At 75.5% G+C, this 19,714-nt stretch carries 18 protein-coding genes; 11 read left to right on the top strand and 7 right to left on the bottom strand.

Annotated features, from left to right (window positions below; all coding sequences use genetic code 11):
- The first annotated feature begins 48 nt into the window (after positions 1-48).
- Entirely contained in the window at positions 49-1,572 is a 1,524-nt protein-coding gene (locus OH807_RS03485) for an FAD-dependent oxidoreductase (RefSeq protein WP_406193743.1), read from the top strand.
- Between the two features lie 46 nt (positions 1,573-1,618).
- Here the strand turns inward: OH807_RS03485 and OH807_RS03490 are convergent, their stop codons facing one another.
- Positions 1,619-2,611, bottom strand: a complete 993-nt coding sequence (locus OH807_RS03490; RefSeq protein ID WP_406193745.1) for a hypothetical protein — start codon at positions 2,609-2,611, stop codon at positions 1,619-1,621.
- Between the two features lie 156 nt (positions 2,612-2,767).
- On the opposite strand from OH807_RS03490, the gene OH807_RS03495 reads away from it, so the two are divergent.
- From OH807_RS03495 to OH807_RS03510, 4 genes are all read left to right on the top strand, one after another.
- Positions 2,768-3,628: a hypothetical protein gene (locus OH807_RS03495; protein ID WP_406193747.1), complete on the top strand. Its 861-nt coding sequence runs from the start codon at positions 2,768-2,770 to the stop codon at positions 3,626-3,628.
- A 666-nt stretch (positions 3,629-4,294) separates the two neighbouring features.
- Positions 4,295-4,720: a nuclear transport factor 2 family protein gene (locus OH807_RS03500; RefSeq protein WP_406193749.1), complete on the top strand. Its 426-nt coding sequence runs from the start codon at positions 4,295-4,297 to the stop codon at positions 4,718-4,720.
- On the top strand, positions 4,717-5,556 hold the full coding sequence (locus tag OH807_RS03505) for an NAD(P)H-binding protein (protein ID WP_406193751.1): 840 nt from the start codon (positions 4,717-4,719) through the stop codon (positions 5,554-5,556). The genes OH807_RS03500 and OH807_RS03505 overlap by 4 nt, the downstream gene beginning before the upstream one ends.
- Before the next feature lie 154 nt (positions 5,557-5,710).
- Positions 5,711-6,301 carry a TetR/AcrR family transcriptional regulator gene (locus tag OH807_RS03510; protein ID WP_406193753.1) on the top strand — a complete coding sequence of 197 codons (591 nt, stop codon included), beginning with the start codon at positions 5,711-5,713 and terminating at the stop codon, positions 6,299-6,301.
- A 113-nt stretch (positions 6,302-6,414) separates the two neighbouring features.
- On the opposite strand, the gene OH807_RS03515 is transcribed toward OH807_RS03510, so the two are convergent.
- The gene (locus OH807_RS03515) at positions 6,415-7,293 is read right to left on the bottom strand and encodes a carbohydrate kinase family protein (protein WP_406193755.1); all 879 of its coding nucleotides are present in this window, start codon (positions 7,291-7,293) and stop codon (positions 6,415-6,417) included.
- Positions 7,294-7,297: 4 nt separating this feature from the next.
- Positions 7,298-8,224 carry a pseudouridine-5'-phosphate glycosidase gene (locus tag OH807_RS03520; RefSeq protein WP_406193757.1) on the bottom strand — a complete coding sequence of 309 codons (927 nt, stop codon included), beginning with the start codon at positions 8,222-8,224 and terminating at the stop codon, positions 7,298-7,300.
- A gap of 111 nt (positions 8,225-8,335) precedes the next feature.
- Here OH807_RS03520 and OH807_RS03525 point away from each other — a divergent pair, with 111 nt between their 5' ends.
- Positions 8,336-9,238 (top strand): LysR family transcriptional regulator, encoded by a 903-nt coding sequence (locus OH807_RS03525; protein ID WP_406193759.1) that lies wholly within the window; start codon positions 8,336-8,338, stop codon positions 9,236-9,238.
- Positions 9,239-9,293: 55 nt separating this feature from the next.
- Here the strand turns inward: OH807_RS03525 and OH807_RS03530 are convergent, their stop codons facing one another.
- Complete coding sequence (locus tag OH807_RS03530) at positions 9,294-10,868, bottom strand: S8 family serine peptidase (protein ID WP_406193761.1); 1,575 nt, start codon at positions 10,866-10,868, stop codon at positions 9,294-9,296.
- A gap of 342 nt (positions 10,869-11,210) precedes the next feature.
- Here OH807_RS03530 and OH807_RS03535 point away from each other — a divergent pair, with 342 nt between their 5' ends.
- A complete protein-coding gene (locus OH807_RS03535; RefSeq protein ID WP_406193763.1) occupies positions 11,211-11,630 on the top strand; it encodes a PPOX class F420-dependent oxidoreductase in 420 nt (139 codons plus the stop codon).
- Between the two features lie 73 nt (positions 11,631-11,703).
- Here OH807_RS03535 and OH807_RS03540 read toward each other — a convergent pair whose 3' ends face one another.
- The gene (locus OH807_RS03540) at positions 11,704-13,362 is read right to left on the bottom strand and encodes a phospholipase (protein ID WP_406193765.1); all 1,659 of its coding nucleotides are present in this window, start codon (positions 13,360-13,362) and stop codon (positions 11,704-11,706) included.
- A 217-nt stretch (positions 13,363-13,579) separates the two neighbouring features.
- Here OH807_RS03540 and OH807_RS03545 point away from each other — a divergent pair, with 217 nt between their 5' ends.
- Positions 13,580-14,422 carry a hypothetical protein gene (locus OH807_RS03545; protein WP_406193767.1) on the top strand — a complete coding sequence of 281 codons (843 nt, stop codon included), beginning with the start codon at positions 13,580-13,582 and terminating at the stop codon, positions 14,420-14,422.
- A gap of 97 nt (positions 14,423-14,519) precedes the next feature.
- Here OH807_RS03545 and pgm read toward each other — a convergent pair whose 3' ends face one another.
- Entirely contained in the window at positions 14,520-16,157 is a 1,638-nt protein-coding gene (pgm, locus tag OH807_RS03550; RefSeq protein WP_406193769.1) for a phosphoglucomutase (alpha-D-glucose-1,6-bisphosphate-dependent), read from the bottom strand.
- Between the two features lie 162 nt (positions 16,158-16,319).
- On the bottom strand, positions 16,320-16,619 hold the full coding sequence (locus tag OH807_RS03555) for a YciI family protein (RefSeq protein ID WP_406193771.1): 300 nt from the start codon (positions 16,617-16,619) through the stop codon (positions 16,320-16,322).
- Positions 16,620-16,776: 157 nt separating this feature from the next.
- Here OH807_RS03555 and OH807_RS03560 point away from each other — a divergent pair, with 157 nt between their 5' ends.
- From OH807_RS03560 to OH807_RS03570, 3 genes are all read left to right on the top strand, one after another.
- Positions 16,777-17,187, top strand: coding sequence for a cupin domain-containing protein (locus OH807_RS03560; protein WP_406193773.1), 411 nt, complete (start codon positions 16,777-16,779; stop codon positions 17,185-17,187).
- Positions 17,188-17,410: 223 nt separating this feature from the next.
- Positions 17,411-17,761, top strand: a complete 351-nt coding sequence (locus OH807_RS03565) for a hypothetical protein (RefSeq protein ID WP_406193775.1) — start codon at positions 17,411-17,413, stop codon at positions 17,759-17,761.
- A 145-nt stretch (positions 17,762-17,906) separates the two neighbouring features.
- Positions 17,907-19,457 (top strand): FAD-binding protein, encoded by a 1,551-nt coding sequence (locus OH807_RS03570; protein WP_406193777.1) that lies wholly within the window; start codon positions 17,907-17,909, stop codon positions 19,455-19,457.
- Positions 19,458-19,714 lie beyond the last annotated feature (257 nt).

Here is a 19,714-nt window from a genome sequence, read left to right on the forward strand (position 1 = left end):
CCGGAGAACCCTGCGCGGTGCCGGGGTTCCGACTGGAGGAGGTTCCGCGTGTACGACGTGATGATCGTGGGGGCCGGCCCGGTGGGCCTGTTCCTCGCCGCCGAACTCGCACTGGCCGACTGCTCGGTGCTGGTGCTGGAGAAGGACCAGGAGCCCACCACCGCCTGGAAACAGCTCCCACTGGGCCTGCGGGGTCTGAACGCCGGGTCGGTCGAGGCGTTCCACCGCCGCGGGATGCTGCGCGAGCTGCTGGATGCCTCGGGCGTCGATGCGGCACGGGTCGGCGCGGATCCGCACGGCTCGACGGCCCCCCGCGACCTGAGCCACTTCGCGGGCCTGCCCGTCGACGCGAGCCTCGTCGACCCCGGCGCCTACTCGTCGAGGCTCCCCGGGCCCGCCATGGCGGGCATCATGACCAGCCTCGACGCGGTCGGAACCGTCCTGGAGCAGCGCGCGGCCCGGCTCGGCGCACGGATCGTCCGCGGTGCCGGGCTGGACGACCTGGCCCAGGACGGGGAGGGCGTCGTCGCACGGGCGGGCGGCCACGACCACCGGGCGCGCTGGCTCGTGGGATGCGACGGCGGTCGCAGCACGGTGCGCCGACTGGCCGGCTTCACCTTCGTCGGCACCGAACCGTTGTTCACCGGCTACGTCGCCCGCGTGGACTTCGCGGACCCCGAGCAGTTGGGCACGGGCTTCCGGCACACGCCCACCGGCATGTACCTGCGCACGCCCTTCGAAGGGCACCTGGGCATGATGGACTTCGACGGCGGGGCCTTCGACCGCTCGAAGCCCCTGACCCGCGCACACCTCCAGTCCGTCCTGCGCCGCGTCAGCGGCACCGACGTGACCCTGACCGCGGTCCGTCTCGCCTCCAGCTTCACCGACCGCGCCATGCAGGCCACCAGCTACCGCGAGGGCCGCGTCCTGCTGGCCGGCGACGCCGCCCACATCCACTCCCCGCTCGGCGGCCAGGGCCTGAACCTCGGGCTCGGCGACGCGATGAACCTCGGCTGGAAACTGGCCGCCGCCGTTCGCGGAACCGCGCCCGAGGGCCTGCTCGACACCTACACCGCCGAACGCCACCCCGTCGGCGCGGCCGTCCTCGACTGGTCCCGCGCCCAGGTGGCCACGATGAAGCCCGGCCCCAACACCCCCGCCCTGCGCAAGCTGGTCACCGGACTGCTCGACACCCGCGACGGCGCCACCCACGTCTTCCGCAACACCTCGGGGCTCACCCACCGCTACGACCTGGGCAGCGACCGGCCCCTGGTCGGCGGCACCGGCCCGGACTTCCACCTCGCCGACGGCACCCGCCTGGGCGACCTGCTGAACGAGGGGCACGGCGTCCTCCTCGACTTCACCACCGACCGCAGCCTGAAGGACGTGGCCACGGCCTGGGAGGACCGCATCCACTACGCCGCCGGGCCGGCCGCCGACGACCTCGGGTACAGCGCCGCCCTCGTGCGCCCCGACGGCATCGTCGCCTGGGCCCGGGACCACGGCTCCGACGGCGGCCCCGGGCCGTTCCGGCACGCCGCCACCCGCTGGTTCGGCCCCCCGGCCCCCTGACCACCGCCCGCCGAACGGCCGGGGGCGTCCTGCACCACCACTGCGCTCAACTGTGGCTGCCGGTCCGCCCACCGCCGCCGGAACCGCCGCCGGCCTTCGCGCGGGTGCCGGGCGGCGGGATCGGCTGCGGGCCGTGCCGGCGGTCCGTCCAGCTGTGCCTGGCCACCTCCGACCACCACCGGCCGAAGGCCAGGGCGAGGCCCTGCTCGCGGGACTCCTCCTCGACGGCGGCGCGGGCCGCGTCGTCCCACCGGAGGGCGACTCCGGCCGTCCCGGCGCGTGACAGGGCGTACAGGTCCTTCTCCAGCTCCGCCGCCGTGAGTGGCTCCCGGGGCAGCACCGGCGCAGGGGCCGGGCCCGGAGCAGCGGGGCCCGGCCCCGGAGCGGCAGTGGCCGGGCCGGCGGGCGGGACGTCGGCCCGGAAGACCCGGACCCGCACCAGGCCGTCCGACTCCCCCACCTCGTACAGCCAGACCCGCCGGCCGGCGACCGCCTCCAGAGCGGTGCGGCGCAGCCGCGTCTCCTCCGCCCGTGCCCCCTCGTCCGCCTGCCGGGCCGTGCGCTGCTCCGCCAGCCGCTGTTCGACCTCCTCGCGGACCGGCCGGTAGGCCTCGGCCGCACGCTGCACCTCCGTCAGGAAGGCACGCTGGGCGGCCGCCGAGCGGTCGACGGCCCGTCTCCTCCAGCCCGGCCAGTGCCGCGGCGGGGGTACCGCGCGCCAGGCCCCGGTGCCCCGGTCCAGGTCGAACGCCGCGGCGGCGCCGCCGTGCGCGCGGTACAGCTCCTCCAGTGCGCGGGACACGGCGGCCAGGAAGGTGGCCGCGGCCTTGCTCCAGCGCACGCGCTCGGCCCCGGAGCAGGCCACCGGCTCGCCCCGGCCGTCGCCGATCCGGTAGACCTCGACCTGCTCGGGCAGCTCCACCGCCGCCACCGGCTCGAAGGACCCCGCGCAGCGCCGCTCCGCATCGAGCCGCACGTCGTCCCGGCGGACCGTGACATCGGAGACGTCGGTGACCTCGGCGATCCCGGTGACCTCCACTGCACCGACCTCCTGCCCGCTCCCGCACGCCGGCCCGTCCGCCCGTCACTCACCATAACGGCGCGGCCACCGTCCGCGTCAGACCCCGGCGCCGGATTTGTCCGGCCCCGGCGGTAGGGTCGGCCTGCACGTGACGGACGACCACCAGGGGCAGCCATGACCGCATTCGACACCGCCGGGACGGTGCTGCTGCTGCGTCGGCTGGCGGCGGCCTCGTCGGGGCTGGTCAGCCTCGCCCCGGGGATCGACGACGCGGCGATGGACTCCTGGCCCGTCCCGGTGCCCGAGGAGATCCGGGTGCTGTTCCGGGCGGTCGGGGGCGTGCGGTTCACCGTCTCGCGCTCCGCGGTGAACGGTCACGCCTCGTACGATCAGCTCGACTTCGCCCATCCGTACAACGAGGGCCGGTACCACGGCCTCGACACGAACTGGTACGTGGAGCACGCCGGCGGCACCGGGAGCCACTGGTTCGTCCACACCGACCACGGCGACGGGCACACTTACGTCGACGTGGACGCCGGGACCGGGGCGTGGGGGCCGGTCCTCCGGTTCTGGGACGCCACCGACACCGTCCGCATCGCGCCGTCCCTGCCGGCCTGGGTCCACCAGGTCGCCGACTGCGCCTCGCGCGCCCTCGCCGAGACCTCGGCCGGGGCCGGGACCGCCGGGACCGACACCACAGCAACAGTCACCGGAGTCACCGGAATCGAGCTCGGACCGGACGGCGAGGCCACGCCCGCCGCCACCCGGGCCTTCGGCAGCCGCTTCGGCGAGCACTGGGCCGCCCTGGACGACCGCCCGCCGACCGTGGGCACCCTCACCGTGCCCGAGGCCCGGGCCGCGGCCGACCCGGTCCTCCGGGAGGCGGCCGCCGGGCTGCCCGAGGACGCCCTGCTCGCGGACCTGCGGGCGGTCACCGGCCCCGCCCGGGTCGACTTCCGACTTCCCGTCACCTGCCGCTACGCCCGCCGGGCCGGTGGCGGCGTCCTGATCGCCACCCCCTGGGACGGGGAGTAGAGCCCGTCGAAGGGGTGCTGCCCCTGCCTCCGTGCCCCGCCGCCGACGGAGTCCGCTGCGGCGGACCGGCCGACCCCGGCGCGCGCGGTCGGCACCGGAGTACCGCTCCCCTCCGGGGGCGAAGCCGCTGACCCACGCCGGCCACCTGGTCGGCCCCAGACAGGCCGGAGCCGTGCCGCCGTGCACCCGGTCGGCCGGAGCCGTGCCGCCGACCGGAAGCCCGCCCGCCGGGAGCCGCGTACGGGCACGGCGGGCGGCCCGTCGGTGACACGGCGTTCCTCGTCCGCGTCCACCTGGACGCAGACGCCCGTCCGGTACGAGTCCAGCACGTTGCTCCCGACCACCACGCGTGCCTCGTGCAGCGCCTTCCGGTAGGCCGTGAACGCCTCCAGCAGACCGTGGCCGGCTCGGTCGTCATGGGCTCGGCGTCCTGAACGCCGATGACGAGCAGCAGGTACTTCCCGGCGGCTCCCTTCTTCCTCCGCATTCCCGTGTCGCCCGGTGATGCGGCGACGCCGGCAGCCCCGCCCGCGGCAGCCTCCCCTGCCGGCAGGGGCCACCCGCATTGCTAAGCGGACCATCGGTCCGCATGCTCCAACACCATCCGGACCGATGGTCCGCTTAAGGTCGGCCGCCGCGCCGCGGAGCAGAACGGAAACCCTGATCGTGACAGTGCCAACGACAGCCGCGGAGCTGTACCTCCACGGCCTGCACCTGCTGGTGGAGAAGGACATCGCCGGCTGGATCGACCTGTGGGACGAGCACGGTGTGCTGGAGTTCCCCTTCGCGCCCCCGGGCCGGCCCGGGCGGCTGGAGGGCCGGCAGGCCGTCGCGGACTACATGCGCCACTACCCGGACCACGTCGACCTCCACGAGTTCACCGACGTCAGGATCCACCGGACCACCGACCCCGGGACGATCGTGGTGGAGATGCGCGGGATCGGCCGCCTCGTCCAGGCCGACAGCCCCTTCGACATGACCTACATCGCCGTGGTCACCGTCGCGGACGGGCTCATCACCTCCTACCGCGACTACTGGAACCCCCTCGCCGTCCAGCAGCCCGGCGCCGACTTCCTGGGAGCGGCGGCATGACCGCTCCCGGCACCACCCTGGTCATCGGGGCCACCGGCACCACCGGCCGCCGCGTGGTCGCCGGGCTGGCCGCCGAGCGCCGCGGCGTCCGGGCCGCCGGCCGGAACGCCACCCCGGTGGCGGGCGCCCGGGCCGTCCGCTTCGACTGGCACGCGCCGTTGACCTGGGGCGGGGCCCTGGACGGCGTCGACCGCGTCTACCTCGTCCCCCCGATCGGCTCCGCCGACCCGGCCGCGGTCATGGTGCCCTTCCTCCAGCGGGCCCGCGCCGCGGGCGTGCACCGCGCGGTGCTGCTCAGCTCCTCCGCGATCGCCTCCGGCGGCCCGGCCGTGGGGCAGGTCCACCAGGCGCTGCCCGGCCTGTTCGAGCAGTGGGCGGTGCTGCGGCCCTCCTGGTTCATGCAGAACTTCACCGGCTCGACCCCTCACGCCCGCAGCATCCGCGAGGACGGCACCGTCAGCACGGCCACCGGCGACGGCCGCGTGGGGTTCGTCGACGCGGCGGACATCGCCGCCGTCGCCGTCCGCGCCCTGACCGACGACGCGGCCCCCAACACCGACCTGGTCCTCACCGGGCCGCAGCGGCTGAGCTACGACGAGGCCGCCGCGATCATCGGCGAGGTCACCGGCCGGCCCGTCACACACCGGCATCTGACGTTCGAGCAGTTGCGCGACCGGTGGGCGGCCGAGATCCCGGCGGAGTTCGCCGCCCTGCTGGCCGGCCTGGACCGCGCCATCGCCGGGGGCGCCGAGGACCGCACCACGGACACGGTCGAACGCCTCACCGGCCGGCCGCCGGGCAGCTTCCGCGCTTTCGCCGAACGGGAGCTGTCATGAAACAGTTCGACAGGTCCGGCCGGTCCGGCTGATCCGACGGGTCGTCCCGCCGGACGGCGACACGGCCCGACCTGCCGACAGGGCGCACGGACGGCCGGACTCGGACTCGCCGACACCCAGGGCCCGGTGGGGCCGCAGACCAGGAGGAGGACACGTGACCCAGCGCCGGGAGCGGGCGGACGCCCTGCGCAACCGGGAGGCCGTCCTGGCTGCCGCCGACGCGCTCTTCGCCGCCAGCAGCAGCCCCCAGAGCGTGTCGATGGAGGAGATCGCCGCCGCCGCGGGCGTCGGCAAGGGCACGCTCTTCCGCCGGTTCGGTGACCGCGCCGGGCTGATCGGCGCCGTCATCGCCTCCCGCCTCGACCCCCTGCAGCAAGCCGTGCGGGAGGCCGGGGAGGAGGGCGCGTCCCCACCCCGGCAGCGGGTGCTGGACCTTCTCGACGCCGCTCTGCGCTTCAAGATCGAGAACCGGAACCTGATGTCGGCCGCCGAGGACGCCGGGCTCAGCAGCCCCTACCGGGCCGAGCACTACGGCCGGTGGCACGAGGTCCTCCGGGCGGCACTGGCCGAGCTGCCCGGCGTCCGGAGCGCGGACTTCACCGCTCACGCGTTGCTGGCCGCGATCCGCGCGGACCTCGTGGCCCACCTGATCGACGATCAGGGGATGGCACCCGAAGCCCTGCGGGCCTCGCTCGCCGCGTACGTCGACGACGCCCTCGGCCCCGACGCGCCCCCGGAGGCGTGAGGGGCCGCAGGGGCCGGCATCGGCCCGCAGCGGCACCGCCCCCGCCGCCGAGCCGGCCGACAGGACGGCGGGGACGGCCTCGGGGACGGGGACGGCGTCGGGGCCCCGCGGCGTCATGCCTCGCCGCAGGACGCCCCCGGCGAGGCCAGCACCTTCGCCGCGCACGCGTGCCCGCGGACGGCTGCGGCGCGCAGGTCACCGTCGGCGAGGTACCCGGTCAGGAAGCCGGCGGCGAACGCGTCACCGGCGCCGGTGAGGTCGCGGATCCCGCCGACCGGCGGGACGGGCACCGCGAACGGCGCCCGCCCGGGGGCGTCCACCACCGTCGGCCCGGCACCGGATTTGGTGACCACCGTGGTGGCCGCCAGCCGCGCCCGCCCGGGGCCGGGGCGGCCGTCGACGAGGAGCCCGAGGAAGGCCGACTCCTCGCGGTTGGCGAAGAGCAGGGTGGGCGCCAGCTCCCCGGCCAGGGCGAGGAACCGCTCGCGGCCGAACTCGCCGAGCATCCCGGTCGAGGACGCGTCGAGCGAGGTGGTGGCGCCCGCCCGGCGGACCCTGTGCAGGGCGTCGACGGCGGTGGTGGCGACGGGCTCCCCGTCGAAGGAGTAGGCGGGCACGTGCAGGTGGGTCAGGCCGGCCAGCCAGGCGTCCGGGACGGTGCCGAGCAGCGTGGCCGCGCCCCGGTCGGGGAGCATCGTCCGTTCGCCGGCCTCGTCGATCAGCAGCACGATGCTGCCCGTCCCGCCCCGGCGCTGGACCCGCACGTCGACGCCGTGGCCGGTGAGTTCGGCGACGAGGCCGTCCCCGGTCGGATCGTCGCCGACGCAGCCGAGGAAGCGCGCGGGGCACCGGCCGGCGGCGAAGACCGCGACGTTGGCCGCGCTGCCGCCGCGCCGCCGGAAGATCCGGGCGCTGGAGTCGGTGCCGTGCCGGAGCGGGCCGTCCACCCAGACGACGACGTCTTCGACGAGGTCGCCGAGCACGCCGAGCACGGGCCTACGCCTCGTTCCGCAGCGCGGCGAGTGCGGTGGCGATCTGCCCGCCGAGCCGGACGTTGCCCCGGTAGACCTCGACGTTGACGTCCAGGCTGCGGCCCCCGGTGTCGCGCTGGATGAAGTCGAGCAGGAACGGCGTCGAGGCGTTGCCGGTGATCCCGCGGCGCTCGGCCTCGGCCCAGGCGCGGGCCAGCAGTTCGTCGAGCTCCTGCGGCGGCAGCTGCTTCGCCGGGTCGACCGGGTTGGCGATCAGGACGGCCTGGCCCAGCGCCAGGCCGTCCCGGGCGGCGATCACCCGGGCCGCCTCCTCGGGCGAGTCGACCCGGTAGCCGATCCGGTGGCCGGAGTCGGTGACGTAGAAGCCGGGGTACTGGTTGGTCCGGTAGCCGATGACGGGGATGTTGAGCGTCTCGAACCGCTCCAGGGTCGCCCGGATGTCGAGGATCGACTTCACACCGGCGCTGATCACGGTGACGGGCGTGACGGCCAGGGTCGTCAGGTCGGCGGACTCGTCGAAGCTCTCGGACGCCCCGAAGTGCACGCCGCCGAGGCCGCCGGTGGAGAAGACCGGGATGCCCGCCCGGTGGGCGAGGAAGGCGGTGGCGGCGACGGTCGTCCCCCCGTGCCGGCCGAGCGCGGCGACCACCGGCAGGTCACGCAGGCTCACCTTGTCGAGGTCGTCCGCCCGGGAGAGCTCCTCGATCAGATCCGCTCCGAGGCCGACCGTGGGCACTCCGGCGTGGACGCCGATCGTGGCCGGGACGACGCCGGCGGCCCGCAGCTGCTCCTCGGCCTCCAGCGCCACCTCCAGGTTGCGCGGCCGGGGCAGCCCGTGGCTGAAGATGGTCGATTCCAGCGCGACGACGGGGGCGCCGGCGGCGACGGCCCGGGCGACTTCGTCGGAGATACGGATCGGCAGACCGGTCATGGCGCGTGCTCCTCTGCGATACCACCACGGTGTGGCAACCGCGGCTCAGCCTAGGGATCGTTCGCATCGGGATCCAGAATGACTCCTGGGGCTTCCCATAGGCTGGCGGCTATGGGTTTCACACTGCGTCAGCTGGAGGTCTTCCTCGCGGTGGCCGACACGCTGCACTTCGGCCGGGCCGCCGACCGCCTGCACATCTCCCAGCCGACGGTCAGCCAGGAGGTCGCCCGGCTGGAGCGCACGACCGGCGTGGAGCTCTTCGACCGCAGCCGGCGGGCGGTACGGCTGACCCCGGCCGGCGAGGTGATGGCCGGCGAGGCCGCCCTCCTGCTCGACCGGGCGCGCTCGCTGCTCGCCCGGGTGCGGCTGCACGAGGAGACCCGGACGGCGACGGCCCGGATCGTCGCCTCCCCCAGCGTCATGAACCGGCTGCTGCCGGCGGTGGTCAGCCGGGCCGAGCGGGAGCTGCCCGCGCTGGAGACGGCGGAGCTGACCGTCGACACCGGGCACGTGTCGGCGACGCTCGGTGCCGAACTCGCCGACATCGGCCTCGGCCGCTTCCTCGACGACGTGCCCGGCTACCGGCGCGAGCGGCTCACCGACGAACCCCTCCGGGTGGCGGTCAGCCGCCGGCACGCCCTGGCCGGGCGGGCCGCCGTCCGACTGGACGAGCTGGGCGACCTGCCGCTGCTGCTCTGGTCGCGCGAGCAGCATCCGCGGTACTACGACCACGTGCTCGGCCTCTGCTCGGAGCGCGGCATCGAGCCGCCGGTCCTGGTCAGCCCGCCGCGGATCGTCGGCTCGCGGCTCTACCTGCTCGCGCAGAACCGCGCGTTCTCCCTCGTCCCCGCCTCGATGGCCGGGCACCTGACCGAGGACGTCGTCACCCTCCGGCTCGCCGGACGGGCCACACTGCCGCTGGAGATGCAGTGGCGGCTGGACGACGCGCGGCCGGGGACGGCCGCCCTGCGGGAGCTGATCCGGCAGGAGGCGGCCGTCCTCGGGACGGCCTGAGCGGCCCGTCGCACCGCCCCGGCGAGCCTTCTCGCAGAGGGTCGGAAGCACAGGGTCAGAACCGCAGCGTCCAAGCGGTGATCGTCCCGGTCCAGTAGCCGTAGAGGTCGGTCGCCCGCAGCCGCCAGACGCCGTTGGCCGGGACGGCCGAGGCATCGGCCCCGAAGATCCCGCGGATGTTCGGGAAGCCGTCCCAGATCTTCTCCTCCCGGAGCAGGAAGACCGCGCCGTTCGGCGCCACCAGCTCGACCCGGAGGTCCCCGCGCCACGGGTAGTCGATGGCGAGCTGGACCTCCAGGTCCTTCGGGGCGTTGCCGGTCATGCCGGAGACGGTCACCGGGGCTTCGTGGACGCCCTGGCCGTCGATCGGCACCGGGGTGTCGGTGGCGAACAGCGGGCCGCGCGTCCGGTTCGGCACCGATCCGGTGTACAGCAGCCGGTCGGGCGAGCCCTGGCCCGGGTCGGTGACGGCCCCGGTGGTGGCGGCGGCGGTCAGCGCCGTGGCCACCTGGGCGGGCGTGGCTGTCGGGTGGCCCGACAGGTAGAGCGCCGCGGCACCCGCCACGTGCGGGGCCGCCATCGAGGTGCCCGACATGAGGAGGCCGAAGCCGCCGTAGTCGCTCCAGTTCTGCGTCGACTCGATGTCCACGCCGGGCGCGAAGAGGTCGACCAGCGGGCCGTGGTTGGAGAAGGACGCCCGCTGGTCGTCCGCGTCGGTGGCGCCGACGGTGAGCGCGGTGGGCACCCGCGCGGGCGAGTGGTCGGCGGCGTCGATGTCGTCGTTCCCGGCCGCCACCGTGTAGGTGAGGCCGGTGGCGATCGAGCCGGCCACCGCCGCGTCGAACACCGGATCCGGCTCGCTGCCGAGGCTCATGTTGACCACCGCGGGCCTGACGGCGTGCGCCGTCACCCAGTCGATGCCCGCCACCACCTGCTCGGTGGTGCCGAAGCCGTCGTCGTCCAGGACCCGCACCGCGACGATCTTCGCGGCCTTCGCGACCCCGAACACGCTGCTCGCCACCGTCCCCGCCACGTGCGTCCCGTGCCCGTGGCCGTCCTCGGCCTCGGCGTCCCCGTCGACGGCGTCGTACCCGTAGGAGGCCCGCCCGTCGAACTCCTCCTGGGTGACCCGCACGCCGGTGTCGACGATGTACGCCGTGACGCCGCTGCCCGCCGAGTCCGGGTAGGCGTACCGGTTGTCGTACGGCAGCCTGCGCTGGTCGATCCGGTCCAGCCCCCAGGCCGAGGGCTCGGGCTGCACGGCGTCCAGCCGCACCCGGCGGTTCTGCGACACCAGCGCCACCGCCGGATCCGCGGCCAGCCGGCGGGCGTCGCGGGCGGAGAGCTGGGCGGAGAAGCCGTGGAGCGCCGCGTCGTACGTCCGCCGGACGGTGCCGCCGTAGGCGCGGGCGAGGCCCTGCGCGCCGGCGGCGACCGGGCGGGCCGCGGCGGCCTGCGGCTTCAGGACGACGAGGTAGCTGCCCGGTACCGCGTTCGGGGACTGCGCGCCCTGCACCTGCCCCTCGGGCGGCGCCGCCGCGGCGGGCAGGGCCCCGCCGGCGCCGATGCCCAGGGCCGCGGTCACGCCGAGCACGGTGCAGGTGCGGCGGAGCCGCCTTCGCCGGTCCATGAGTGGTCCCCCCTCGCCAGGCGTCCGACGGCGATCAGCCCTCTGGGGAAGAGCTTGACTGATCATCAGAAAACTGACAATGAACGGGAGTTGGCCGATTCCTGCCGTGCCCGGCGGCCGCGGCACCGGCGCCGGCCCGGGAGCCGCCCGCCACCGCTTGACCTCAACCGGACTTCACCTTCTACGGTCGTCCCCGTGGCCGGCCCGCAGGCCGTGCTGCCCGCAAGCCCGACCCGACACCTCGCCCGACACCGCGCCTGACACTTCAGGCCCCTGCCCGACCCCATACTCGACCCCGCGCCGCGCCACCCGCGGGAAGCCTTCGAACGGAGCGCCACAGCCATGGTCTTCACCCCCGAGGAACGCGCCTACCTCGACACCCAGCAGCTCGGCCGGCTGGCCACCCTCGGCCCGCAGGGCGCACCGCAGGTGCGGCCGGTGGGCTTCCGGCTCAACGAGGACGGCACGATCGACATCGGCGGGCCCCGGATGGCGGACAGCCAGAAGTACCGCAACGCCGTCCGCGACCCGCGGGTCTCGTTCCTGGTCGACGACATGACCCCGGCGGACGACCCGGACGCGCCGGCGCCGGGCTGGGGCCGCGGGGTCGAGATCCGCGGCCGGGCCGAGGCGCTGACCGTCGACGTCCCGCCGGTGGCGCCCGCGTTCTTCGCCCACGACATCCTCCGGGTGCACCCCGAGCGCATCGTCAGCTGGAACCTCGCCGCCCGCAGCAGCACCGGCCGCAACGTGGCCGGCTGACGGCACGGCCCCGGGTCGCCACCCGCCGGAGCGGGCGGCGGCCCGGGGCCACCTCCGTGCGGACCGGCCGGCGTCAGGCCCGGCAGAGGCCGGTGGCCCAGTCCACCGAGGCCGCGGCCTGGGAGTAGCGCCACTCGGGCGCCAGCAGGTCGCGGTCCAGCTGGGAGGCGGCCGCCTTGTCCTCCACCACGTAGCCGAAGTCCTGCAGCCAGGCCGGGTAGAGGTTCTTCGAGCCGATGTAGAACGCCGATCCGTCCACCGAGACCAGCTTGTGGTGCAGCGCGTACGGGTGTCCGTCGGCCCAGGTCGCGGCCGGGGCGGCGCGGAAGGTGGCGAGCTGGAGGTTGCCGCAGAGCGCGGCGCCGGCCTTGGCCGGATCGCCGGTGAGGGCGGTGAGCCGGGCCTTGAGGACGTCGCTGATCTCGTTCAGGGACTTGATCTGCGAGTAGCCTCCGCTGCCGACGGTGCCGCGGTTGGCCGGGTCGCTGACCACGATGCGGACCTTCACCCCGGCGGCCAGCTTGGCGGCCAGCGTCTCGTACAGCCGGGCGTCGTAGCGGGGCAGCGGCGGGCAGGTGCCGTTCATGTCCTGCTGGGAGATCTCGATGTGCCCGGTCGCGCCGGCCACCAGCGCCCGCAGCGCGTTCTCCTCGGGGTTGACCGTCTCGTAGTCGCGGTCCGCGTTGGTGTTGTCGTGCAGGGTGAGCGGTCCGCACTTGGTGTCGGACACGCCGGGGACGACGGCGGGCCGGTAGGCCGAGGCGGGGTCGTTCGTCTTGATGCCGACACCCAGGCCGCCGACGGCGAGGACCGGGACGGTGCCGGTGGCGGGCGGGGCGGGGTTGAGCTCGCGCTCCATCGAGGGGCGGCAGGCGGCGCCGTTCGAGGAGGCGAACCAGGCGTTGTCGAAGACGCCCGTCCGGCCGCAGGTCCACTCCCAGAGGGTGTCCAGGTAGCGGGCGGCGGAGCCGGCGGCCGGGCCGGTGAGCGCCAGGTCGACGTCGGAGACGGGGTGGGCGGTGTCGAGGTAGTCGTCCTTCCACCCGTTGATGCCGCCGGCCACCACGCTGCGGCCGTCGACGACCAGCAGCTTGGAGTGGTTCCAGGAGAAGGCCGTCCGCGAGGTGGTCATCGAGGCCACCGTCAGGTTCACCGAGGCGGCCGCCGGGCCGAGCCGGGAGACCAGCTCGTCACGGTAGCGGGACGGCAGGACGTTGACGTTGTAGAGCGGCGCGGCGCCGACCAGGATCCGCACCTGGAGGCGGTTGCCGGCGGCCACGGCCGCCTTCAGCCCCTCCACCAGGGCGTCCTCGAAGCCGCCGTTGGGGAACGGCGCGAGGGTGGAGACGTCGACGGTGCGGGTCGCGGCGGCGACGTCCGTGCGCATCCGGTCCAGCAGGGCGCGGGTGCCCGGGCGGTCCGCGCACGCGGCGTCGCCCCAGCAGCCCGGGGTCTGGAGCAGCCAGCCGGCCGGGTCGTCGGCGCCGGCGTTCAGGCTGTTGCCCTCGGTGCGCTGCCAGACGGTGCCCTCCAGGCCGGGGGCCACCTCGCGCAGCGCCCGCTCGATCGCGTCGAGGTGGGGGGTGCCGGCTTCGCCGCCGGGGGCGGGGCTCTTCGCCGGGTCCGCGTGGGCGGGCAGGGGCGAGGCGACGGCGAGCAGGGTGGTGGCTGCGGCGGCGGCCAGGGCCGAGCGCAGCAGGCGGCCGGGCCGGCGGGACCAGGGGAGGTGCACGTGTGGTTCCTTCGGGAAGTGACGGGTGGTTCACCCGGGGGACGACCTGAGATTACCGAAAAGTAACTTGTTGTCTAATCTGCGCATGACAATCGGTCAGCGGGCCGGAATCACACCCGCCGTCCGACCCCCGCCGTCCGACCCCCGCCGAACGGCCGGCCGCTCCTGACGGCGTGCCAGGCCGGCCCGGCGGGCCCCGGCGCCGTACCGTCGGCGCATGTCCCTCGGCCTGTTGTCGGCCCTCCTGGCCGCGCTGCTCACCGGTTCGGCCACCGTCCTGCAGGCGGTCGGCGCCCGCCGGGCCGCGGCCGAGCCGCAGGCAGGCGAGGCCGCGGCACTGGCCGGTGCCTTCCGCCAGTGGCCGTTCCTGGTCGGCGTCGGCCTGGACATGCTCGGTTTCGGCGCCGAGCTCGTCGCCCTCGGCCGCCTGCCGCTCTACGTGGTCGAGGCCGCGCTGGCCTCGGCGCTCGCCGTGACCGCCGTCGGGGCCGCGCGCGTCCTGCGGGTGCGGCTGCGGCGCAGCGAGTGGGCGGGGGTGGCCGCGGTCTGCGTCGGGCTCTGCGTGCTCGCGCTCACCGCCGGGCGGGACGGCGACGGCACGGGGGACGCCGCGCTGCGGCTCGGCGTGCTGCTGGTCGCGGTGGTGCTGACGGGCGTCGCCGGGCTGGTGGTCCGGTACGCCGGGGCCCGGCGGGCACCGCTGCTGGGGCTGGTGGCGGGCCTTCAGTTCGGGGTGGTCGGTGTCGCGGTGCGGGTGCTGCCCGACCCGCGGCTGCCCGACCTGCTGGCCGAGCCCTCCGCGTACGCGGTCGCGGTGGCCGGGCTGGGCGGGTTCGCGGCGCTGACCTGGGCGATGCAGAGCGGATCGGTGACCGCGGCGACGGCCACCATGGTGCTCGGGGAGACGCTGGGCCCGGCCGTCGTCGGGGTGCTCGTCCTCGGCGACCACACCCGGCACGGCGCCACGCCGCTCGCCGTCGCGGGCTTCACGGCCGCGGTGGCCGGGGCGCTCACCCTGGCGCGGTTCGGCGACGCCGAGCAGCCGGCCGCCACCCGCTGAGCCGGTCACGGCGGCGCGGCGTACCGCGCGGTGCCCCCGCCCGCCCGCAGGGCCCGGCCGGTACGCCGGACGCCTGCGGGCGGGTGGCCCGACCGGCTCAGCCGGCCAGGACCTCGGTGACCAGCTCGCGCGCCTCGGCCTGCACGCGGGCGAGGTGCTCCTCGCCCCGGAACGACTCGCCGTAGATCTTGTACACGTCCTCGGTGCCGGACGGCCGGGCCGCGAACCAGGCGTTCTCGGTGCAGACCTTGATGCCGCCGATCGCCGCACCGTTGCCGGGCGCCTCGGTGAGGACGGCGGTGATCGGCTCCCCGGCCAGCTCGCCGGCCTTCACCTGCTGCGGCGACAGCCGGGCCAGCAGCGCCTTCTGCTCCCGGTCGGCCGGCGCGTCCACCCGGGCGTAGGCGGGGGCGCCGTGGCGGGCGGTCAGGTCGCGGTAGTACTCGCTGGGCGTGCGGCCGGTCACGGCGGTGATCTCCGAGGCCAGCAGGGCGAGCAGGATGCCGTCCTTGTCGGTGGTCCACACCCCGCCGTCGCGGCGCAGGAAGGACGCCCCGGCGGACTCCTCGCCGCCGAACGCGATGGAGCCCTCCAGCAGCCCGTCGACGAACCACTTGAAGCCCACCGGCACCTCGGTCAGCTCGCGCCCGAGGTCGGCCGCGACCCGGTCCAGCATCGAGGAGGAGACCAGTGTCTTGCCCACGGCCGCGTCCGCCGGCCAGTCGGCGCGGTGGCGGTACAGGTAGTCGACGGCGACGGCCAGGTAGTGGTTCGGGTTCATCAGGCCGTCGGGGGTGACGATGCCGTGCCGGTCGGCGTCGGCGTCGTTGCCGGTGGCGATCGCGTACTCGTCGCGGCGGCCGATCAGCGAGGCCATCGCGGCGGGCGAGGAGCAGTCCATCCGGATCTTGCCGTCCCAGTCCAGCGTCATGAAGCGCCAGGTCGGGTCGGTGACGGGGTTGACGACGGTCAGGTCGAGGCGGTGGGTCTCGGCGATCCGGCCCCAGTAGGCGACCGAGGCCCCGCCCAGCGGGTCCGCGCCGATCCGCAGGCCGGCGGCCCGGACGGCGTCGAGGTCCAGCACCGAGACGAGGTCCTCGGTGTAGGTGGTGAGGAAGTCGTACCGGCCGGTGGTCGCGGCGGCCAGCGCGCGCGCGTACGGCACCCGCTTGACACCGCGCAGGCCGTCCCGGATCAGGGAGTTGGCGCGGTCCTGGATCCAGCCGGTGGCGTCCGACCCGGCCGGGCCGCCGCTCGGCGGGTTGTACTTGAAGCCGCCGTCGCGCGGCGGGTTGTGCGAGGGCGTGACGACGATGCCGTCGGCGAGCGCCTGCGGGTGGCGGCGGTTGTGGGCGAGGATCGCGTGCGAGACCGCCGGGGTGGGCGTGTAGCCGTCGGCGTCGTCCAGCAGCACGGTGACGCCGTTGGCCGCCAGCACCTCGACGGCGGTCACCCGGGCCGGCTCGGACAGCGCGTGGGTGTCCGCGCCGAGGAAGAGCGGGCCGGCGATGCCCTGGGCGGCCCGGTATTCGCAGATCGCCTGGGTGGTGGCGGCGATGTGGTCGTCGTTGAAGGCGGCGTCGAGGGAGGAGCCGCGGTGGCCCGAGGTGCCGAAGGCCACCCGCTGGCCCGGCTCCTCCGGATCCGGGTGCAGCGCGTAGTACGCCGTCACCAGCCGCGCCACGTCCACCAGGTCGTCCGGCTGCGCAAGCTGACCGGCCCGTGCGTGTGCCATACGTGTCTCCCACCAGTTCGCTGTCCGGACGCCGGCCCGGCCGGCCCGGCGCTTCCTTGCCCCGTGCTCACCGATCGTAACCAGAACACGACCGGCGGCCGTACCCGGGCGGCCCCGGGCCGGGTCGCGCGGGGCCCGCGGGGCGGCCGGGGTCGGGCCAGGTCAGACGGGCAGCTGCTCGCGGAAGGCGTCCAGGGCGGGGGCGGTGGTGGTGGCCACGAACTCCGTGACCCGGTAGGCGGCCAGGCCGGCCACGGTGAAGGGATCGCTGCGGGTGATCTCCTCGATCGCCGCCCGGTCGGCGCCGGCGGCGAGGATCACGCCGCCGTCGCGGGGCACCTTGCGGCCCGAGGCGAGGAAGGTGCCGGCCGCGTAGTGCTCCTTCAGCCAGTCGATGTGCTCCGGGAGCACGGCGTCGATGCGCTCCAGCGGCCCGGTGTAGGTGAGCTCCAGTACGAACATGAGCCCAGGCTAGCGGCCGCTCCGGACGGCTCGTCAGCCGGCCCCGGGGGCGCGGATTTTACCGAACGGTCGACCAACGGGGCACGTCGGCGGGCTAGCGTGCAGGACATCCCTTGGACGACAGGGCGCGGGAGGACCGCGCGGGAAGAGGTGTGCCGTGAACCGGACCGGGCGAAGCGAACGGACCGAAGGAGCCGACCGGACCGAACGGACCGAACGGACCGAAGGAGCCGACCGGACCGAACGGGCCGAAGGGCCTGAAGGGACCGACCGGATCGACGTCCCGGCCCTCGCGGCGGCGCTGCCGCAGGCCTGGGGCTCGCGGGTGCTCGGCCGGGTGGGCCCGGCGGCCGTGAAGGTGCTGCGGATGGACGGGCGGCCGATACCGGTCGAGCGACACGCGCAGACCGAGGTGCTGCTCGTCCTCGACGGGCGGCTGGAGCTGGTGGTCGACGGCTCGGCGGTGCCGGTGGGGCCGGGCGGGATGTACGTCGTCCCGGCGGGCGTCCCGCACGCGGTGGCGGCCGGGAGCCGGGGGACGCTGCTGATCGTGGAGGCCGACGCCTGACCGTCCGCGGCAGCGTGTCGACCCACATCCTGCCAGCTCAGCGGCGCCGGCGGTAGGACTCAGCACACGTCCGTTGTGCCTTGCCGCGGTGCACCGCGGGCCCGCAGACTCGTCCGCATCCACTCCCCCGGCCCCGTGCCGGCACCCGTCCGCGGGCGCCGTCGCGCACGTCGTGCTGCCCAGCCGGCCGGGCGGAGTCGGCGGATCGAGGGGGAAACAGCTGATGAACGGTCTGAACCAGGACGCGGTGCTGCGGGCGCGGGTCATGCTGCTGAGCAGCAACCAGCGGGTGCTGCGCGGGCCGAAGGCCCTGCCGGTGTACCGGCTGCTGACCGCGGTCGAGCCCGAGGTGTACGGCTCCAAGCCGGCGCACGTGCTGACCGGGGCGGCCGCCGCGCCCGCGCTGCTCCCGCAGGAGCGGCGGGCGCTGCTGGAGGAGGCGGTCGCGGTGGCGCAGGCGCTGCAGCCGGGGAACCCGTACCGGGCCAAGGTCCTCGCCCGGGCCCTGGCGGCCCTGGCAGCTCGGGCGGCTCCGGCGGCCCCGGCGGGCCCGGGGACCGAACCGGCCGCGTAGGGCCCGGGTGCACCGTCGCCCGCCCGGTCGCCCGCCCGGTCGCGCACCGGGCGGGCGACCGGGCACCCGCGAGGGGGCGGTCCCCCGCGTACGCACCGACTGCGGTAGAAATCAGCGAGTTGACGATCGATCGGAGAAATCTGCCATGACCAAGTCAGCTCTGCCGCGCCGCGGCCTGCTCGTGGGTGCCGCCGCCACGGTGATCGGCTGGAACACCGCCGGACGCTCCTGGGCCGTCGCCGGTACGGACGGCACCACCGGCCCGGACGGCACCGCCGGGGCGGGCGGCGAGGCCGGGTCCGCCGCGAGCCCGCCGGCGTTCGCCGCGCTGCCGCCGCTGGACGGGAGCGTCGTCGCCGACCCGGCAACGCTGGCGCGCTTCGGGGGCGACTTCGGCCACCTGGTGACCACCGCTCCGCGCGCCGTGCTGCGGCCCGGTTCGGTGCGTGACGTCGCCGCCGTCGTCGGCTTCGCCCACCGCCACCGCATTCCGGTCGCGATGAACGGGCAGAGCGGTGACGGCGTGGGCGGAGCCTCCGAACTGGAGTCGCACTCCAGCTACGGGCAGGCCGGCGCGCCCGGCGGCATCGCCGTCGACGCCCGCGGCCTGGGCCGGATCCTCTCCGTCACCCCGGGCCGCGCGGTCGTGGAGGCCGGCGTCACCTGGGCCCAGCTGACCGACGCCGCGCTCGCCCAGGGCTGGGCTCCGCCCTGTCTGACGGACTTCCTGCACCTGTCCGTCGGCGGCACGCTGAGCGTCGGCGGGATCGGCGGCGCCGTGCACCGGTACGGGCTGCAGGTGGACACCGTGGAGTCGGTCGACGTGGTGACCGGCACCGGCCGGCTGGTCACCGCCTCGCCCACCGCCAACCGCGACCTGTTCGACGCGGTGCTGGCCGGCGGCGGCCAGGCCGGGATCATCGTCCGGGCGACGTTGCGGCTGGTGCGGGCCCGCGAGCGGGCCCTGGTGTTCAACCTCTTCTACGACGACCTGGCCGTCTACCTCGCCGACCAGGAGCGGCTGATGACCGAGCGGCGCTTCGACCTCCAGGTCGGCGAGGTGGTGCGGAACGCGGCGGGCACCGGCTGGCGGTACAAGGTGGAGGCCGTCGCCCACTACGACGGCGCCGCGGTGCCCGACCGCGCGGCGCTGCTGCGCGGGCTGCGCTGCGTCGCGGCCGAGACGACGGTGGTGGACCAGACCGCCCGCGAGTACGCGTTCCGGGTGGACGGCTTCGCCGGGTACCTGAAGGCGGCCGGCCTCTGGGAGCAGCCCAAGCCCTGGCTGAGCCTCTTCCTGCCGGCCTCGACCACCGCGGCGTTCATGCGCGAGGCCGAAGCGCTGCTCACGCCCGCCGACCTGGGCGCCGGGCTGCTGCTCTTCCACCCGTACCGCACCGACCGGTTGACCCGGCCGATGGCCGTGATGCCGGCCGAGCCGGTGGCCTGGCACTTCGACCTGCTCTCCTTCCCCGCGCCGGGGGCCGACTCCGCCGCCGCGCTGCGCCGCAACCGGCTGCTGTACGACCGGGCGGTGGCGCTCGGCGGCAAGCGGTACCTGGTCGGGGCGATCCCCGGGATGACCCGCACCGACTGGCGGCGCCACTACGGCACCCGGTGGGCGGCGGCGGTGGCCGCGAAGCAGCGGTACGACCCGGCGGGCATCCTGACCCCGGGGCAGGGCATCCACGGCTGAGCCAGCGGGCCCGGGACCCGGGCGGGCATCGCGACGAACGCCTCGGCCGGGGCTCGGACGAGGCGGTGCATGCCCGCCGAGGGCGGGGCCGGCCCGGTGAAGCCGCGGCGGGCGTAGAGCCGGTGAACGTCGCCGTCGGCGATCAGCGGGGCGTGGGCGACCGCCGGAGCGGGCCGAAGGGCCCGTGCCCGGCGGTCGCCGGAGCGCAGTGCGTCAGGAGACCGAAAGGCATCAACGGAGCGGCCGGCAATGTCGGA

This window comes from Kitasatospora sp. NBC_01560, assembly GCF_045208415.1.
Lineage (GTDB): Bacteria > Actinomycetota > Actinomycetes > Streptomycetales > Streptomycetaceae > Kitasatospora.

Bases quoted from the DNA above. Each gene is read 5' to 3' on its own strand.
- OH807_RS03495 (WP_406193747.1), top strand. From the start codon at position 2,768: ATGACCGCATTCGACACCGCCGGGACGGTGCTGCTGCTGCGTCGGCTG.
- OH807_RS03505 (WP_406193751.1), top strand. From the start codon at position 4,717: ATGACCGCTCCCGGCACCACCCTGGTCATCGGGGCCACCGGCACCACC.
- OH807_RS03520 (WP_406193757.1), bottom strand. From the start codon at position 8,224: ATGACCGGTCTGCCGATCCGTATCTCCGACGAAGTCGCCCGGGCCGTC.
- OH807_RS03525 (WP_406193759.1), top strand. From the start codon at position 8,336: ATGGGTTTCACACTGCGTCAGCTGGAGGTCTTCCTCGCGGTGGCCGAC.
- OH807_RS03530 (WP_406193761.1), bottom strand. From the start codon at position 10,868: ATGGACCGGCGAAGGCGGCTCCGCCGCACCTGCACCGTGCTCGGCGTG.
- OH807_RS03535 (WP_406193763.1), top strand. From the start codon at position 11,211: ATGGTCTTCACCCCCGAGGAACGCGCCTACCTCGACACCCAGCAGCTC.
- OH807_RS03545 (WP_406193767.1), top strand. From the start codon at position 13,580: ATGTCCCTCGGCCTGTTGTCGGCCCTCCTGGCCGCGCTGCTCACCGGT.
- pgm (WP_406193769.1), bottom strand. From the start codon at position 16,157: ATGGCACACGCACGGGCCGGTCAGCTTGCGCAGCCGGACGACCTGGTG.
- OH807_RS03555 (WP_406193771.1), bottom strand. From the start codon at position 16,619: ATGTTCGTACTGGAGCTCACCTACACCGGGCCGCTGGAGCGCATCGAC.
- OH807_RS03565 (WP_406193775.1), top strand. From the start codon at position 17,411: ATGAACGGTCTGAACCAGGACGCGGTGCTGCGGGCGCGGGTCATGCTG.
- OH807_RS03570 (WP_406193777.1), top strand. From the start codon at position 17,907: ATGACCAAGTCAGCTCTGCCGCGCCGCGGCCTGCTCGTGGGTGCCGCC.